The following is a 16,714-nucleotide window of genomic DNA, read 5'->3' as shown; positions in this document are numbered from 1 at the left end:
CGCGAAACATCTGTCGAGGACCCTATCGCGGCGGAACGATGGCCTGAATGTCATCGGCGACGTCCTGACCGGCATCTGCCGCCATCCCGGATGCCCGGCGCGCGAGGGACAGAAACTCGGCCTCGGAGGCCGATGTGTAATTGCATCCCACGAACAGGCTGTCGGCGGGCGGCGGAGGCGGTACCTTGGCGCCGAACGCCCGGGCCAGCATGGCGGCGGTCGCATGGCCGGTAGGCGCGAAGGCTCCCAGCATCGGGCCGCTGTCCGGGTCGAGAAAGCGATAATATTGCTCGGTCGCAGCGATCGGGGCGCGCTTCATCGCCTGGGCGGCGATGAAGGCCTCGGCGACCTTGCGCGGCCAGAGCGTCACGATCCAGTCGTTCAGGAAATAGACGCGATCGACCTGCCGCCCCGACAACAAGACCGGCGTGGCGAGCCGATAGCCCGCAATGCCCACCATGCCCTTGGTCGCCTTGTCGTCCGTCATCTCCCGCATCCAGGCGGGCGGCCTGGGATCGAGAAACAGGGCATCGGCAAAGGCGTAGAGCGCGTCACGCGAACGACAGGACAGGGCATTACTGAGCAATTCGGGCGTCAGCGCAACCGGCGCATCGGACTTCGCAGGCGCGGTCTGGGCCTGCACAGGAATTGGCCGAGCCAAAGCCAAGACGAGAGGCAGGATAACAGACAGGCGGCGAACCATCCCACGATCCTGCCAGCCCGCACCAGCCGGATCAACCGCGCCGCGACGGCCTTGACCCCTGCGGATACGGCGGTCACTCATCAGGCGATGAGAGTCCTGCTGTCCCTGATGCTCGCCTTCGTCATCGCCGTCGCGGGCACGGGCATCGCCAAGGCGATCGATCCGACCATTTTCGGCTCCTGTTTCGAAGGGGGCTGCGGTTACGCCGCCCTGTTCGTCGCGCTGCTGGGCACCCTCGTCCTCGCGCCGATCCTGTGGATCGCGCTCCGTCGCGTGGAGCCACTTGGGCGATTGCTGCTCTTTTTCGCCCTGTTCGCTTTGATCGGCCCGTTCATCCTGACCACCGCGCTATGGCTCCTCGGGCTGGCCGCGCTGGTCTATGCGATGGTGCGATCGATCCGGCGGGCGCGGGCCGATGGCCACCCGATCCGTGCGATGCTGATCGCCCCCCGCGCCCGGACATAACGCCCCCGCTCGTCAGGGCAGCCTTACCGCGTCGGTCGCCCTGCTCACCCGCAGGCCCAGCGAGTCGGCCAGCGCGACGATCCTGTCCGTATCCAAACGGCGGACGATGACGACGTGCAGATTGTCGTCCAGATCATTGTCCCAGGACAGCAATTCCCAGGCCGGGGTCCTCGCCCCCAGCTCGTTGTCGAGCCACGCGAAGTAATCCGCAACCAGGACTTTTTCGTTATCGTCGCGGTATGGAAAGGGCTTGAGCGGTTCGGCGAATTCGTCGCTGATAAGCTCATGAAGTTCGTCGATCTTATCGCCGATCAGGACATAATCGATGATCGCCAACTCGACAGTCAGTTGCCTGATCGTCTCGGGGTCGAAGTCGAGCATCCATTCCTCGGGTTCGCGCAGTGCCGCGTCCAGCTCTGCGACCATTTCCCGAACAGCCTCGTCATCGAGCGTCCGGCCGCTCAACAGGGTGACCAACTCGCTATACATTGACCTTCTCGCCGATCCGCCAACGATCATTGGTGCGCTTCTTTAGCGCGCCGCCATCCGCCGTGCAAAATGCACCTCGACCGCCTGCAGCACCGCCTTGGCGATCCGCTCGCGGCCCGCCTCGCTGTCGAGGAAGGCGGCGTCCTGCATGTTCGAGATATAGCCCGTCTCGAACAGGATCGACGGCATGTCGGGGGCCTTCAGCACCATCAGCGAGGCCATGCGGTGGAAGGTCGGCTTGACCGGGATCAGCGGCTGCGCCTCGCGACCCAGCAGCCGCGCGAAGCTGGCCGAGGCGTTCATCGTCTCGCGCTGGGTCAGGTCGATCAGGATCGAAGAGACGTCGCTGTTTCCGCCCAGGTCGACACCGGCGATCACATCCGCCTTGTTCTCGCGTGCGGCCAGTCGCGCGGCTTCCTTGTCGGAGGCCACGTCGGACAGGGTATAGGCGGTCGCCCCGCGCGCTTCGCCCGCGCCCGCGCTGTCGCAATGGATCGAGATGAACAGGTCGGCGTGCAGCCGCCGCGCGATGCCGTAACGCTCGCGGTGGAGGATATAGCGATCGTCCTCGCGGGTCAGCGCCGCGCGCACCCGACCGGACGCGACCAGCGTGTCGCGAATTTCCTTCGCGATGGCCAGCGTCACGTCCTTTTCGCGCAAGCCCGTCACCGGGTTGATCGCGCCGGGATCGACCCCGCCATGCCCGGCATCGATCACCACCAGCGGCCGGTTGTCCGCGCCCCGGACCCGCGGCATCGGCAGGGTGCGCGACGGACTGGGGACCGGCACGGTCAGCGTGTAGGCGGGCTTGCGCTGGAAATGGAACGGGAAGAAGTCGAGCGCCCCCGCGAAACTCGCCTGGGTATAGCGGCCGGTGACGGGCTTCAGCGTCAGCGACAGAGTCTTGCCGTCGTCGTCGAAGCCGCCGTCGAAGATCGTCGCGTCCTGCGCCAGCGCAAAGCTCAGCCGGGTGACGCCGGGCTTGATCCGGGTCTGGGTCAGCCCACGCACCACCCCCGTCCGAATGGAGGCACTGCCCGGCGAGGCCCCGGTCACGTCGACCGCCACCCGCCGCTGTTCGTTCAGCATGACGCTGCGCGCGCGTTTGACGGGCGTGTCGAACCGGATGATGAGCCGGGCGCCGCGCACCACGACCTTCTGCACCGTCGCCGCCATCGCGCCCACCGGCGCGAACAGCCCGAACAGGAAAGTGAACAGCATCAGCACGACCCGGCAACCATGCCGCGTCGGTGCCCCGCCGGTCCAGCGAAAAGCCATTACGCCATACCCTTTTCAACGATCCGGGGATCGAACATCGGGCATAGAAGGACGTAGCTGACGCAGGGCTTTCAGCCATTGGTTAACCCAAAATTCGGCATATTCCGGCCGCCGAATCGGCAAATTCCCGCCTGTTGCGCAAACGTTCCGATGATGCTAGCACTCCTGCGGACCCCGGCCTCGATCACCTCTCCCACGATCGGGACGGGGCCATCTCTAAAAGGGCTGGGACTGCGAGGATTTCGCGCCCGGACCAACCAGGTTGACGCTCGCATGACGCATATGATCCACCCCGCTGACCGACCGGCCTTTGCCGGTGGGATCGCGGTGCCGTGGGTCCGCACCGGCCCCGTTGCCGATGCTGCGGCTGAGAGCGGCACGCTTTCCGTTTTTTCCAGCGCATCGGCGCCCCGCGCCGCCGCCCACCTTATTTACCGCGCGCGACGGCTGCCTTCAGGCCCGGCGCGCGCGTGGAGACTTCACAATGACCACGCGTATGCTGATCGACGCACGCCACCGGGAAGAAACCCGCGTGGCCGTCGTCAAGGGTAACCGGATCGAGGAATTCGACTTCGAGTCGGCCGAGCGCAAGCAGCTCAAGGGCAATATCTACCTCGCCAAGGTGACCCGGGTCGAACCGTCGCTGCAGGCGGCGTTCGTCGATTACGGCGGCAACCGTCACGGCTTCCTGGCCTTTTCGGAAATCCACCCCGACTATTACCAGATCCCCAAGGAAGATCGCGAAGCCCTGCTGCGCGAAGAAGCCGAGCATGCCGCCGAAGAGGCCGCGCTGCGCGCCGAACTCGACGCCGAGGATGACGACGATCACGCGGATCATGACGGCGACGATCATGACGATCACGCCGACGACCATCACGACGACGAGGACGGCGAAGGCGCGCCGCGTCCCAAGAAGTCGACCGTCAACGACGACCAGGTCGAGGCGCTGCGCCAGCGTCGGCAGAATCTGCGCCGCCGCTACAAGATCCAGGACGTCATCCATCGCCGCCAGGTGCTGCTGGTCCAGATCGTCAAGGAAGAGCGCGGCAACAAGGGCGCGGCGCTGACGACCTATCTGTCGCTCGCCGGTCGCTACTGCGTGCTGATGCCCAACACGTCGCACGGCGGCGGCATCAGCCGGAAGATCTCGAACGCGGCCGACCGCAAGCGGCTGAAGACCATCATGGCCGAGATGGCGCTGCCCTCGACCATGGGCTGCATCGTCCGCACCGCCGGGCTTCAGCGCACCAAGACCGAGATCAAGCGCGACTTCGATTACCTCGCGCGCCTGTGGGACGGCATTCGCGAGAAGACGCTGCACTCGTCGGCGCCCGCGCTGATCTATGGCGACAGCGATCTCATCAAGCGCGCGATCCGCGACATCTATAATCGCGAGATCGAGGAAGTGATCGTCGAGGGCGAGGAAGGCTATCGCCAGGCGAAGGACTTCATGCGCCTGCTGATGCCCGCCCACGCCCGCCGGGTGAAGCAATATGCCGACGCGGTCCCGCTGTTCCAGCGTGCGCATGTCGAGGATCAGCTGGCCGCGATGTACAATCCGGTCGTCCAGCTCAAGTCGGGTGGCTATCTGGTCATCAACCCGACCGAAGCGTTGGTCTCGATCGACATCAACTCCGGGCGTTCGACCCGCGAGCATAATATCGAGCAGACCGCGACCGCGACCAATCTGGAAGCCGCGCAGGAAATCGCGCGCCAGCTGCGTCTGCGCGACATGGCGGGTCTGGTCGTCATCGACTTCATCGACATGGACAACAACTCCAATGTCCGGAAGGTCGAGAAGGCGATGAAGGAGGCGCTGAAGAACGATCGCGCCCGCATCCAGGTCGGCCGCATCTCGTCCTTCGGCCTGATGGAAATGAGCCGCCAGCGCCTGCGCACCGGCGTGCTCGAAGCCTCGACCCGCCCCTGCCCGCATTGCGAAGGTACCGGCCTGGTCCGCACCGCCTCGTCCTCGGGCCTGTCGGCACTGCGCCTGATCGAGGACGAGGCCGCGCGCGGTCGCGGCTCGATCCTGACGCTGCGCGCCAGCCAGGAAGCCGCCGTCTATGTGCTGAACCGCAAGCGCGCCGACATCGCCGAGATCGAGGATCGCTACGGCGTGACCGTCGAGATCATCCCCGACCGCGAGGAAGAGGGTGCGCGCATGACGGTCGAGGCCTCGGGCCCGCCGCCCGCCTATGCGCCCAAGATCGACACGCTCCTTTCCGTCGAGGAAGATGAGGACGATCTGATCGACGAGGTCGAGGAGGAAGAAGAGGACGAGGTCGAGGAGGAAGCGACCGAGGCTCCTCGTCCGCGCGAGTCGCGTGACGAGGGTGACGGCAATGGCCGCAAGCGCCGTCGCCGCCGCCGTGGTCGCCGCAACCGTGGCGAGGGCGAAGGCGCCGAGCCGGCCGAGGGCGAAGATCACGCCGACGCCGAGCAGGACGGGGCCGAGCAGGACGCAACCGACGCCGAGGAATCGGTCGAGGACGACGCCGCCGAGACGGTCGACGCCACCGAGGCCGAGCCGCGCGAAGGCGGACGCCGCCGTCGCGGGCGTCGCGGTCGCCGTGGCGGTCGTCGTGGCGAGGGTGCCGCGAATGACACGGCCGAGGCCGCGACCGATGCGGCATCGGATGACGATGCGTCGGACGCGCCGCTGCCGATCGTCGAGCCGATCGAGGCGGGCGATGCCGCGCCGGTAACGACTCCGCTCGCGGTGGCCGAGGCCGAGGCGAGCGACGCGCCCAAGACCCGCCGCCGTCCGCGCGCCCGCAAGGCCGCGCCGGTCGCCAACGAAGCGGTCGAGACGCCGGTCGTCGAGGAAGCGCCTGCGCCGGTCGCCCCCGTGGCCGAAGTCGAGGCGGAAGCCCCGGCCAAGCCCAAGCGCGTCCGCAAGAAGGCCGCTCCGAAGGTCGCCGCCGAGGAAGCCGCGCCGGTCGCTGAGGCGGAAGCCGAAGCCCCGACCAAGCCCAAGCGCGTCCGCAAGAAGGCCGCCCCCAAGGTCGCCGCCGAGCCGGTCGCCGAGGAGGCCCCTGTCGCCGAACCGGCTCCGGCCGAGGAACCGGCGGCATCGGCCGACGCCGAAAGCACGACCGGGGAAACCCCGCGCCGCGGCTGGTGGCAGCGGACCTTCGGCGCCTGATCGCCCCGGCACCGAACGGCAAGACGCCCTCCTTCCCCAAGCGGAAGGAGGGCGTTTTTCGTTGGTAGGTCGAAAACTCCACCCCAGAGTGCAGGCGTTTTTAGGCGGGACGACATGAGATGCCCCCCTCCCCTTCAGGGGAGGGGCCGGGGGTGGGGCGTTTCCGCAAACGTACAGTCTGTGGCGAGACCCCACCCCAACCCCTCCCCTGAAGGGGAGGGGCTTACGTTGGTTCAAGGCAATGTCATCACAGTCTAAACCGCCGGAAAGGTCCGGCTGCTCTTCACCACCCCGTAAGCGAAGGTCGTATCCAGGCTGGCGACCCCGGCGATCGCGTGCATCTTGCGGCGGATGAAGCGCTCATAGGCTTCCAGATCGGCGACGATGACGCGCAGCAGATAATCCGCGTCGCCGGTCAGAAGGTGACAGTCCATCACCTCGTCCAGCTGGCGGATCGCCTCCTCGAACTGCTGCACCAGATCGCGGGCGTGGCGCTCCAGCCGCACCCGAATGAAGGCCGTCACCGGCAGGCCGTATCGCTGCTGATCGACGATCGCGCCATAGCCTTGGATGACGCCCGCCTGTTCGAGCAGCCGCACCCGGCGCAGACAGGGCGACGGTGACAGGCCGACCCGCTCGGCCAAGTCCTGATTGGTGAGACGCCCATCCTGTTGGAGCAGGCGGACGATCTGGCGATCCTTCGTGTCCATGCCTGATCTTAGCAGATTCTGCCAATCTGGCACGCACGATTGGCAAAGAACGCAATTTCGGCAAGACCCTTCCACCCTAGAATGGCTTCACCACGCAAAGAAAGCCTGTCCCCATGTCGACCCCAGCCCCTTTCGGTTTCGCGACCGCCGCCATCCATCATGGCTATGATCCCCAGGATCATGAGGGCGCGCTGACCCCGCCGCTTCACCTGACCTCGACCTTCGCCTTCGAGAGCGCGGAGGACGGCGCGGCGCGATTCTCCGGCGAGGCGCTGGGCCATGTCTATAGCCGCATCTCCAACCCGACGGTCGACCTGCTGGAACGGCGCATCGCGCATCTGGAGGGGGCCGAGGCGGCGCTAGGGACCGCATCGGGCATGGGTGCGATCACCGCGACGCTGTGGACGCTGCTGCGCCCCGGTGACGAGATCCTGACCGACATGACGCTCTATGGCTGCACCTTCGCCTTCATGCAGCACGGGCTGGGCCGGTTCGGCATCCGCGTCACCCATGTCGACATGACCGATATCGCCGCGGTCGAGGCGGCGTTCGGGCCGGACACCAGACTCGTCTATTTCGAGACGCCCGCCAATCCCAATATGCGGCTGGTCGATATCCAGGCCGTCTGCGCGCTGGCCAAGGCGCATGGCGCGTGGAGCGTGGTGGACAACACCTATGCCACGCCGGTCATCACCCGCCCGATCGCGCTGGGCGCGGACTTCGTCGTCCACTCCGCCACCAAATATCTGGGCGGACATGGCGATCTGGTCGCGGGCATGGTGCTGGGCCGCGCGGCGGACATCCAGCAGATCCGGCTGTTCGGCGTCAAGGACATGACCGGCGCGGTGCTGTCGCCGTTCAACGCCATGCTGATCCTGCGCGGGCTGAAGACCCTGGAATTGCGTGTGCAGCGTCATGCCGCCTCGGCGCAGGACATCGCCGAACGGCTCCAGGCGCATCCGGCGGTGCATGCGGTCCATTATCCGGGTCTGGAGAGCTTTCCGCAGTACGACCTTGCCCGGCGCCAGATGGCGCTGCCCGGCGGCATGATCGCTTTCCAGCTGCGCGGCGGCTATGAGGCGGGCAAGCGGGTGATGAACCGGCTGAGCCTGATCCAGCGCGCGGTGTCGCTGGGCGATGCCGAGACGTTGATCCAGCATCCCGCCAGCATGACCCACTCCACCTATCCGGTCGAACAGCTCATCGCGCACGGGATCATGCCCGATCTGGTGCGGCTGTCAGTCGGGCTGGAGGATGTGCGGGACATCTGGACCGATCTGGGCGCGGCGCTGGATGCGGAGCGGGATACGCTGTCGCACGCGGCGTGATGGCTCGCTGACGATCCTCCCCGGCACGGGGAGGTGGCAGCCCGAAGGGCTGACGGAGGGGGGCTTCCCCCCAAGACGTCCCTAGCGGCACGCCCCCTCCACCATGCTGCGCATGGTCCCCCTCCCCGTGCCGGGGAGGATTTTTAGCCCATGACGAAAAAGGGCCGGACGTTTCCGTCCGGCCCCTTTCTTCATTACGCTGCCTTCGAGCGAGCTGCGCGCTTGCGCTCGTTCGGGTCGAGGTAGCGCTTGCGCAGACGGATCGACTTCGGGGTCACTTCGACCATCTCGTCGTCGTCGATATAGGCGATCGCCTGCTCCAGCGTCATCTTCTTCGGCGGGGTCAGGCGGATGGCGTCATCCTTACCGCCCGAGGCGCGGAAGTTGGTCAGCTGCTTCGCCTTCATCGGGTTGACCTCAAGGTCATCCGTCTTGGCGTTTTCGCCGATAATCATGCCCTCATAGAGCGCCTCGCCGTGACCGACGAACAGGATGCCGCGCTCTTCGAGCGGACCCAGCGCATAGCCCTGCGCTTCGCCGGCGCCGTTCGAGATCAGGACGCCGTTCTTGCGGCCCTCGATCTTGCCCTTGTGCGGGCCGTAACGCTCGAACAGGCGGTTCATGATGCCAGTGCCGCGCGTGTCCGACAGGAACTCGCCATGATAGCCGATCATGCCGCGCGACGGCGCCGAGAAGGTGATGCGGGTCTTGCCGCCGCCCGAGGGACGCATGTCGGTCATCTCGGCCTTGCGCAGGTTCATCTTCTCGACGACCGTGCCCGAATATTCCTCGTCCACGTCGATGATGACGGTTTCATACGGCTCGGTCTTCTTGCCGTCCTCGTCCTCGCCGAACAGCACGCGCGGGCGGCTGATGCCCAGCTCGAAGCCTTCGCGGCGCATCGTTTCGATCAGAACGCCAAGCTGGAGTTCGCCGCGACCGGCAACCTCGAAGCTGTCGCGGTCGTCGCTCTCGGTGACCTTCACCGCGACGTTCGATTCCGCTTCGCGCATCAGGCGGTCGCGGATCATGCGGCTGGTCACCTTGGTGCCCTCACGGCCGGCCATCGGCGAGTCGTTGACCGCAAAACGCATCGACAGCGTCGGCGGGTCGATCGGCTGCGCCTGGAGCGGCTCGCTGACCGAAGTGTCGGCGATGGTGTTCGCGACCGTTGCGACGGCCAGACCCGCCAGCGAGATGATGTCGCCCGCCTTGGCTTCCTCGACCGGAACGCGGTCCAGGCCGCGGAACGACAGGATCTTCGACGCGCGGCCGGTTTCGATGACATTGCCATCGGCGTCGAGCGCGTGGATCGCCTGGTTCAGCTTGACCGTGCCCGAGTTGACGCGGCCGGTCAGGATACGACCGAGGAAGTTGTCGCGGTCGAGCAGCGTCACCAGGAAGGTGAAGGGCACGTCCTCGACCTCGACCTTGGGGGCGGGAACATGGTTCACGATCGTCTCGAACATCGGGATCAGCGTGCCTTCGCGCGCGTCCATGTCGGTCGAGGCATAGCCATTGCGGCCCGAGGCGTAGAGGACGGGGAAGTCGAGCTGCTCGTCATTCGCGTCGAGCGAGACGAACAGGTCGAACACTTCGTCCAGCACTTCCTGGATACGCGCGTCGGCGCGGTCGACCTTGTTGACGACGACGATGGGCTTCAGGCCCAGCGCCAGCGCCTTGCCGGTCACGAACTTCGTCTGCGGCATCGCGCCTTCCGACGAGTCGACCAGCAGGACGACGCCGTCGACCATCGACAGGATGCGCTCCACCTCGCCACCGAAGTCGGCGTGGCCGGGGGTGTCGACGATGTTGATGCGGATCGACTCGTCGCTGCCCGGCGGAGTCCAGTCGACCGAGGTCGGCTTGGCGAGAATGGTGATCCCGCGCTCCTTTTCCAGGTCGTTGGAGTCCATCGCGCGCTCTTCGACGCGCTGGTTGTCGCGGAAGGTGCCCGACTGGCGGAACAGCTGATCGACCAGGGTCGTCTTGCCATGGTCGACGTGCGCGATGATCGCCACGTTGCGGAGGCTCATGCAAATTTCTCTTGTTCGGAGGGTATGTCGCCGCGCGCCATAGCCGAAAGCCAAGCAAAGCGAAAGGGCAGCGCGGATATTGCGCCGCACAAATGTAGCTGGTGGGTAAAACGTCCTGACGGCCTTGTTGTTCCTCCCCTGGAAGGGGAGGGGGACCAGCGAAGCTGGTGGAGGGGTGTCCCCGCTGATGGTGACACCCCTCCGTCAGCCCTTCGGGCTGCCACCTCCCCTTCCAGGGGAGGATTACTTTTGCCGCGGCACCACCTTCAGCGTCCAGTCGGTATCGGGCCGCAGATACTTTGCCGCGACCGCCTGCAGGTCCGCCGGGCCGATCGACACGAAGTCCTTGGCCAGCCGCTGGGTCGCGTCGATCCGCTTGGGGTCATAGGCCGCGCCGCCCAGCCGCTGCATCCAGAACATGTTGCCCGAGGCCATGCGCGCCAGCCGCTGGGCCATCGGGCGCTTGATACGCTGCAGCTCGTCGGCATCGATCGGCTTGGAGGCCAGGTCGGCGGCGATCGCGCGGGCGGTCGACAGGAAGAAGTCGACCTTGTCGGGCGCGACCATGCCGATCGCGATCATCCGCCCGCCGGTCGGCAAGCCGATCGGCCACTGGCTGGCGACCTGCGGGCTGTAGCTGGCGCCGGCCTGCGATCGCAGCCGGTCGAACAGCCGGTCGGCAAAGACCTGGGCCAGCACGTCCAGCCGGTTGCGAACCCGGTCGTCGGCCGAGCCGCCGCCGGTCGGCCAGGCGATCACCGCCGCCGCCTGGTCGGCCGGGCCAGTATGATAGCGCACCACCGGCGTCGCGACATGCGCGGGGAAGCGGATCGGCGGCACCGGGCCGGTATCGGCTTTGCGCGCCGGGATCGCGCCGAAGCTAGCCGCGACCGCCTTGATCGCGTCGTCGGCCTTCACGTCGCCGAACACCGACACCTCGATCGGGCCCGAGGCGAGCAGCGGGGCCCAGAGCGCCTTGAACGCCTGGGGCGTGGTCGCCGCCACTTCGTCGCGCGGCGGGGTGCCCCAGCGCGGGTCGCCGTCACGCAGCAGCCGTTCCAGATCATGGCCCAGCACGCCATCGGGCGACGAGTCGAACCCGTCATAACCCGCCAGCATCGCCGCCTTGGCCCGGTTGACCGGCGCGGCGTCCCAGCGCGGCGCGATCAGCTTGGCCGCCATCAGCTTGAGGTTGTCGGCATAATCGCCCGGCGAGGACAGCGCGTTGAAGGCGAAGGCATCGTCGTCGATGTCGAAGTCCATGCCCATGGTCCGCCCGGCGGTAAGCCGGTCGAGATCGCCCTGGTCGAACTTGCCGATCCCGCCCGCGACCAGCGCGAGGTCGGCGGCCCAGGCCGGGCTCTCGCGGGTGGCGGGCAAGGCGTCATAGCCCCGCCCGAACCGGACGCGCAGGTAAACGCGGCCCGTCTCGCCGTCATTGGCCAGCAGCAACAGGCGCACGCCGTTCGCGAACGTCACCCGCTCCAGCCCCAGATCGGACACCGTCTCGCGCGAGACGACCTTGCCCGGCGTGCCAAGCTTGGGGAGCTGGGCGAAGCTGACCGTCCCCTGGCGACGGCGCTGCTCGGCGAGCGGTCGGACATCGGCCTTCAAGGCGGCGGTCAGCCTGGCGACGGCATCGGGTTGCGCGGTTCGGGTATTGACCAGCCCACGCGTCGCGGTGCCCTGAAAGATCTTGCGTGTCGAGGCCAGCACCGTGTCGGGCGTGAACATCTTCGCCGCCACCGCCTGCTTGAAGATCTGGTAGCTGGTCTCGGGCGCGGTCACCGTTTCGCGGATGTCGAGCGCACCGACCATGTCATCGGCCTGTTTCGACCCCGCCTCGACCCGGGCGGTGTCCACCTGGTTGCGCAGGATCGCGTCGTAATCGGCCAGTTCGCGGTCGATCTCCGCTTGGGTCGGCGGGGTCGCCATCGCATCGGCAATGACCGCGCGCACGTCCTTCAGCGCGGCTTCCCAATTGTCGCCCAGCGGCACGACATTGACCGTCGTCATATTGGCCGAGCGCGACACGTCGTCGAGCGCGACGCTGGCCTGGAGGAAGCTGCCCCCCGCCCGCGCGCGGTTCTCCAGACGGCGGCTGATGAGGCGGGCGGCGACCATGTCGACCATCCGCTTCTGGTTGAAGATCGCGGTGTCGTCCTGATATTGCCACGGGCGCAGCACCGCCATGGCGACGACCGGCGGCATCGACGGCTCGACCAGCGCGCCCGCGACGGCCGCGTCCGCCTTGGGCTTGCCGAAATCGGGGTCGGGCGGATTGGGGCCGACACCCTGCCAGCTACCGAAATTCTTGGTCACCAGCTTGGCGAGCAGCAACGGGTCCATGTCACCCGAGATGATGACGGTCGCGCGCTCGGGGCGATACCAACGGTCGTGGAAGGCCTTCACCGTTTCCGGCGTCGCGGCTTCCAGCGTCTTGAGCTGGCCGATCGGCGAGCGTTCGGCCAGCGGCTGTCCGGCGAAAAAGGTCTCGCGCAGCTTGTCCGAATAGCGGACCTGCGGCCCCGGCTGCTCACGCCGCTCGGCCAGCACCACGGGGCGTTCGGCGTTCAGCGACTGGGCGGTCAGCGACGGCGCGGCCATCATGCCGCTCAGGATCTTCAGGCTTTCGTCCAGCCCCGCCTCGGTCGCGCCGGGCAGGTCGAGCTGATAGACGGTCTGGGTCGGCGTCGTGGACGCATTGGAATCCGACCCGAAGGTCGCGCCCAGCCGCTGCCAGATGCGCTTGGCCTCGCCATCGGGAACGTGCTGCGATCCGCGGAAGGACAGATGTTCGATCAGATGGGCGAAACCGCGTTCGGATTCCTGTTCGTTTAGCGAGCCCGCATCGATCCGCACCCGCACCGCCACCTGTCCCGGCGGCACGCCGTTGCGCCGCACGGCATAGCGCAGGCCGTTGGCCAGCCGCCCGAACTTCCACATCTTGTCCTGCGGCAGGTCGGAGCCCTTGTAGAGCCAGGGGGTCTGGTCGACACCGGGGATCGGCGGCAGCGGGGCCAGCGGATCGGCGGTGGGCGTCGCAGGAGTGGGCGCGACGGTGGCGGGCACCGGCATGCCCTGCGGCACCGAACGACTGTCGGTCTGGCCGGGAACCTGGCCGATGACGGGAATCGCCAGTCCGAGAAGGACCGGCAGGGCAAGGCTGCGCATAGCGCGGGACGGAAACGCCATGCCCTCCTCATAGCCCGCCGCTCGCCGGATCGCCAGCCGCCCCTAAATCGCCCCAATGCGGCGCGGATCGGACGCGGAACGCCATCATTTCGACCCAGTGGCGGCGTAGCACGTCCAGGCTGATCCCGCGTCACAAGGGCCGTCGATGCCTGGGGCGCCAAGGGTCGGGCCGGGGATGTTCGGAACGTGATGACCAAGTCGATCAAGGCCAGTGCCCAGCGTCAGGGACAGGCCACAATATGGCACAATTCGGGCGAGGCCATGCGGCCCGCGCGCCCCTCTCCGATCATGGCGGTTCCGGATCTCGTCGCCGTCCCCAGCCTGCCCTCGCCCCTACCCCATCCCGCGCTTGCCCGGTTGTGTCGCCTGTTCGATGGCGTGATCGCGGCCTCGTCGCTGGTATCGAACGAGCCGGTGCTCAATGTCCGCGACTTCGACTGGACGGCTGGCCTGCGCCGCCAGTGGCGGGCGATCCGGGACGAGGCGCTGGCGGTGACGGGCCCTGCGGCGACGAGCCGGATCGTGCCGCTGCCGCGCGGTGGCGAGACGGCGAATCGCTGCCCCGTCGCGACCGCGACCCTGGCCGAGGTGCCGGGGCTTCACGACGCCGCCTTCGCGCTGCTGGCGCCGGGGGCCCATGTCGCGATGCGGCGCGGGACGACCAAGGGACTGCTGACCTGTCACCTGGGGCTGACGGTGCCGCGTGACGGCGATGCGCGGATGCGGGTGCGCGACCGGATCGTCCGCTGGGCCGAGGGCGAGACGCTGGTCTTCGACGACACCCATCCGCATGAATTGTGGAACGAGGCGCGAGCCGCACGGATCGTCCTGCGCCTGCGCTTCGCCCGCCCCCTGCGCCAGCCCGGCCGCACGGTCGCCGACGGCGTGCTGCGCCTGCTGGGCAACGCGGCCTAACGCGATAGATTGCAGCCGGGAAACGCATCCTTTCCCGTCCCCTGCTTGATCCCCATCGCGACCCGCGCCACATGGGGGTCATGCTGATCGAGACCGAACCGACGCCCAACCCGTCGACGCTGAAATTCCTGCCCGGCCGCAAGGTCATGGACAGCGGCACCCGCGACTTCGCCTCGCCCGAGGAAGCCGCCGCCAGCCCGCTGGCCGAGGCGATCTTCAATCTGGGCGACGTGACCGGCGTGTTCTTCGGCCGCGACTTCGTGTCGGTGACGATTGCGCCCGGCACCGACTGGTCGGAGGTGAAGCCCGACGTGCTCGGCATCCTGCTCGACCATTTCTCGGCGCAGATGCCGCTGTTCCGCCAGGGCGCGGCCGATTTCTCGGTGCCCTCCGAAGAGAGCTTCACCGACGATCCCGAGGATGCCGACATCGTCGCGCAGATTCGCGAGCTGATCGACACGCGCGTGCGCCCTGCCGTTGCCAATGACGGCGGCGACATCGTCTATCGCGGCTTCGACAAGGGCAAGGTTTACCTCAAGATGCAGGGCGCCTGCGCCGGTTGCCCCTCGTCCACCGCGACGCTGAAGAACGGCATCGAGCAGCTACTGCGCCATTATGTCCCCGAAGTCACCGAAGTGAGGGCCGTCTGATGAACCCGATCGACGACGCCAGCCTCGACCGGCTGTTCCGCGAGGGTCGCACCTTCAACCATTATCTCGACACGCCCGTCGGCGAGGACGAGATTCGGGCGATCTGGGATCTGATGAAGATGCCGCCGACCTCGACCAACCAGAGCCCGGCCCGCATGGTCTGGTGCCTGAGCGAAGAGGCGAAGGACAAGCTCGCGGCCTGCGCCTCGGACAGCAATGCCGACAAGATCCGCCAGGCGCCCGCCGCCGTGATTATCGGCATGGATGTGAACTTTCACGAAACCCTGCCGCAGCTGTTCCCGCATGTGGACGCGAAGAGCTGGTTCGAGGGTAATACCGAACTGCGCGAGGCCTCCGCCTTCCGCAACAGCTCGCTTCAGGGCGCCTATCTGATCCTCGCCGCGCGGGCGCTGGGGCTCGATACCGGGCCGATGTCGGGCTTCGACCAGGGCGCGGTGGACAAGGCGTTCTTCGCCGACCAGCCGGGCGTGCGGTCGAACTTCATCGCGACGCTGGGCTATGGCGATCGCGAGAAGCTGCACCCGCGCAATCCCCGGCTGGCGTTCGAGCAAGCCAACCGGATCGCCTGAGCCCGACTTTGCGCACGCTGGTCATCGACACCGCCACCGCCGCCTGCTCGGTCGCCCTTCTCGATGGCGATCGGGTGGTGGCGCGCGACCATAATGTGGTGGGGCGCGGCCATGCCGAGCGGCTGGTGCCGATGATCGCGGCCCTGCCCGATGGCGGGCGGGCGGAGCGCATCCTGGTCGATTGCGGGCCGGGCAGCTTTACCGGCATCCGCGTTGGCATCGCGGCGGCGCGCGGGCTGGCGCTGGGCTGGGGCGTCCCCGCCTCCGGCTACAGTTCGCTGGCGCTGGTCGCCGCCGCCGCGTTCGCGACCTGCGACGACGAGGCGCTGTCGGTCGTGCTGGAGGGCGGGCATGGCGAGGTCTTCGTTCAGCCCTTCGCCCGCGATCTGACCGCGCTCGCCGCCTTCGCCTCGATGAAGCCCGACGCCGCGCTTGCCGCGTTGGAAGGGCGGGTCGCGGTCGGCAACGGCGTGCGCTGGCTGACGGCCTTGGCGCCGGATCTGCCGGTCATCGAGGCGCTGCCCGATGCCGCCGAGGCATGGCGGCTGACGCTCGAATTGACCGCCCTGCCCCCGCGCCCGGTCTATGGCCGTGCGCCCGACGCCAAGCTGCCCGGCGGCATCACACCGCCCGAGCCGGTCGCCTGATGGCCAGCATCGGCATCTCGCTTCGCCCCGGTGACGCGCGCGACGCCGGTGTCGTCGAACAGGTCATGGCCGCCGCCTTCGACCCGCAATGGGGCGAGGCCTGGACCCGCTCGCAGCTGCTGGGCGTGATGGCGCTGCCGGGTATTAAGCTGCTGATCGCCGAGGCGGGCGAGGAACCGGCGGGCTTTGCGCTGACCCGCTCGGTGCTGGACGAAGCGGAGCTGCTGCTGCTCGGCGTCGCCCCCGGGCATCGCCGCCACGGCATCGGCAGCCAGCTGGTCGAGGCGGTCGTCGCCGATTGCGCCGCGCATAACGTAGAAACGCTGCATCTGGAGGTGCGGTCGAACAATCCCGCCATCCTGTTCTACTCGACCCACGGCTTCGCCAAGTGCGGAGAACGGCGCAATTATTACAAGGGCGCGGACGGGCGGCATCACGACGCGCATACCTACTCCCGCCCGATCGGCTGACCCGATCACTGTTTCCGGGTTATTGCGAGTCGCTATCCTCTTTTCGCAATTGGGCTTTGCGGATAGAGAGGGGTTCGCCCGAGGAGTTAG

The 16,714-nt window shown here is 67.5% G+C and carries 14 protein-coding genes; 8 read left to right on the top strand and 6 right to left on the bottom strand.

The genetic code is table 11. The annotated features are described in order from the left end of the window. Positions 1-22: 22 nt before the first annotated feature. Complete coding sequence (locus tag AC1GI4_RS13125) at positions 23-643, bottom strand: hypothetical protein (RefSeq protein WP_479629805.1); 621 nt, start codon at positions 641-643, stop codon at positions 23-25. Positions 644-790: 147 nt separating this feature from the next. Between AC1GI4_RS13125 and AC1GI4_RS13120 the strand changes: the two genes are divergently transcribed. Beyond that, the gene (locus AC1GI4_RS13120; RefSeq protein WP_479629804.1) at positions 791-1,168 is read left to right on the top strand and encodes a hypothetical protein; all 378 of its coding nucleotides are present in this window, start codon (positions 791-793) and stop codon (positions 1,166-1,168) included. Positions 1,169-1,180: 12 nt separating this feature from the next. Here AC1GI4_RS13120 and AC1GI4_RS13115 read toward each other — a convergent pair whose 3' ends face one another. Beyond that, positions 1,181-1,657 carry a hypothetical protein gene (locus AC1GI4_RS13115; RefSeq protein ID WP_479629803.1) on the bottom strand — a complete coding sequence of 159 codons (477 nt, stop codon included), beginning with the start codon at positions 1,655-1,657 and terminating at the stop codon, positions 1,181-1,183. 42 nt (positions 1,658-1,699) lie between these two features. Continuing rightward, positions 1,700-2,935 (bottom strand): N-acetylmuramoyl-L-alanine amidase family protein, encoded by a 1,236-nt coding sequence (locus tag AC1GI4_RS13110; protein WP_479629802.1) that lies wholly within the window; start codon positions 2,933-2,935, stop codon positions 1,700-1,702. Between the two features lie 484 nt (positions 2,936-3,419). On the opposite strand from AC1GI4_RS13110, the gene AC1GI4_RS13105 reads away from it, so the two are divergent. Further along, positions 3,420-6,083 carry an Rne/Rng family ribonuclease gene (locus AC1GI4_RS13105; RefSeq protein ID WP_479629801.1) on the top strand — a complete coding sequence of 888 codons (2,664 nt, stop codon included), beginning with the start codon at positions 3,420-3,422 and terminating at the stop codon, positions 6,081-6,083. 254 nt (positions 6,084-6,337) lie between these two features. On the opposite strand, the gene AC1GI4_RS13100 is transcribed toward AC1GI4_RS13105, so the two are convergent. Further along, the gene (locus AC1GI4_RS13100; protein WP_294274737.1) at positions 6,338-6,793 is read right to left on the bottom strand and encodes an Lrp/AsnC family transcriptional regulator; all 456 of its coding nucleotides are present in this window, start codon (positions 6,791-6,793) and stop codon (positions 6,338-6,340) included. A gap of 113 nt (positions 6,794-6,906) precedes the next feature. Here AC1GI4_RS13100 and AC1GI4_RS13095 point away from each other — a divergent pair, with 113 nt between their 5' ends. After that, positions 6,907-8,121 carry a methionine gamma-lyase gene (locus AC1GI4_RS13095; RefSeq protein WP_479629800.1) on the top strand — a complete coding sequence of 405 codons (1,215 nt, stop codon included), beginning with the start codon at positions 6,907-6,909 and terminating at the stop codon, positions 8,119-8,121. Between the two features lie 194 nt (positions 8,122-8,315). On the opposite strand, the gene typA is transcribed toward AC1GI4_RS13095, so the two are convergent. Beyond that, on the bottom strand, positions 8,316-10,157 hold the full coding sequence (gene typA, locus AC1GI4_RS13090; protein WP_479629799.1) for a translational GTPase TypA: 1,842 nt from the start codon (positions 10,155-10,157) through the stop codon (positions 8,316-8,318). Between the two features lie 243 nt (positions 10,158-10,400). Continuing rightward, positions 10,401-13,352: a M16 family metallopeptidase gene (locus AC1GI4_RS13085; RefSeq protein WP_479629798.1), complete on the bottom strand. Its 2,952-nt coding sequence runs from the start codon at positions 13,350-13,352 to the stop codon at positions 10,401-10,403. A 189-nt stretch (positions 13,353-13,541) separates the two neighbouring features. Here AC1GI4_RS13085 and AC1GI4_RS13080 point away from each other — a divergent pair, with 189 nt between their 5' ends. The 5 genes from AC1GI4_RS13080 to AC1GI4_RS13060 all read left to right on the top strand — a co-directional run bounded on the left by AC1GI4_RS13080 (position 13,542) and on the right by AC1GI4_RS13060 (position 16,624). Continuing rightward, a complete protein-coding gene (locus tag AC1GI4_RS13080; protein WP_479629797.1) occupies positions 13,542-14,267 on the top strand; it encodes an aspartyl/asparaginyl beta-hydroxylase domain-containing protein in 726 nt (241 codons plus the stop codon). Positions 14,268-14,347: 80 nt separating this feature from the next. After that, entirely contained in the window at positions 14,348-14,917 is a 570-nt protein-coding gene (locus tag AC1GI4_RS13075; protein WP_294271184.1) for a NifU family protein, read from the top strand. Beyond that, on the top strand, positions 14,917-15,507 hold the full coding sequence (locus AC1GI4_RS13070; protein WP_294271181.1) for a malonic semialdehyde reductase: 591 nt from the start codon (positions 14,917-14,919) through the stop codon (positions 15,505-15,507). Before AC1GI4_RS13075 ends, AC1GI4_RS13070 begins: the two co-directional genes overlap by 1 nt. Positions 15,508-15,515: 8 nt before the next feature. Beyond that, complete coding sequence (gene tsaB, locus AC1GI4_RS13065) at positions 15,516-16,154, top strand: tRNA (adenosine(37)-N6)-threonylcarbamoyltransferase complex dimerization subunit type 1 TsaB (protein ID WP_479629796.1); 639 nt, start codon at positions 15,516-15,518, stop codon at positions 16,152-16,154. Further along, positions 16,154-16,624, top strand: a complete 471-nt coding sequence (locus AC1GI4_RS13060; protein WP_479629795.1) for a GNAT family N-acetyltransferase — start codon at positions 16,154-16,156, stop codon at positions 16,622-16,624. Before tsaB ends, AC1GI4_RS13060 begins: the two co-directional genes overlap by 1 nt. Positions 16,625-16,714: the final 90 nt, after the last annotated feature.

It is taken from the genome of Sphingomonas sp. 77B, assembly GCF_056497825.1.
Note: the sequence above shows the minus strand (reverse complement) of the source record. Positions and strands in the feature narration are given on the sequence as shown.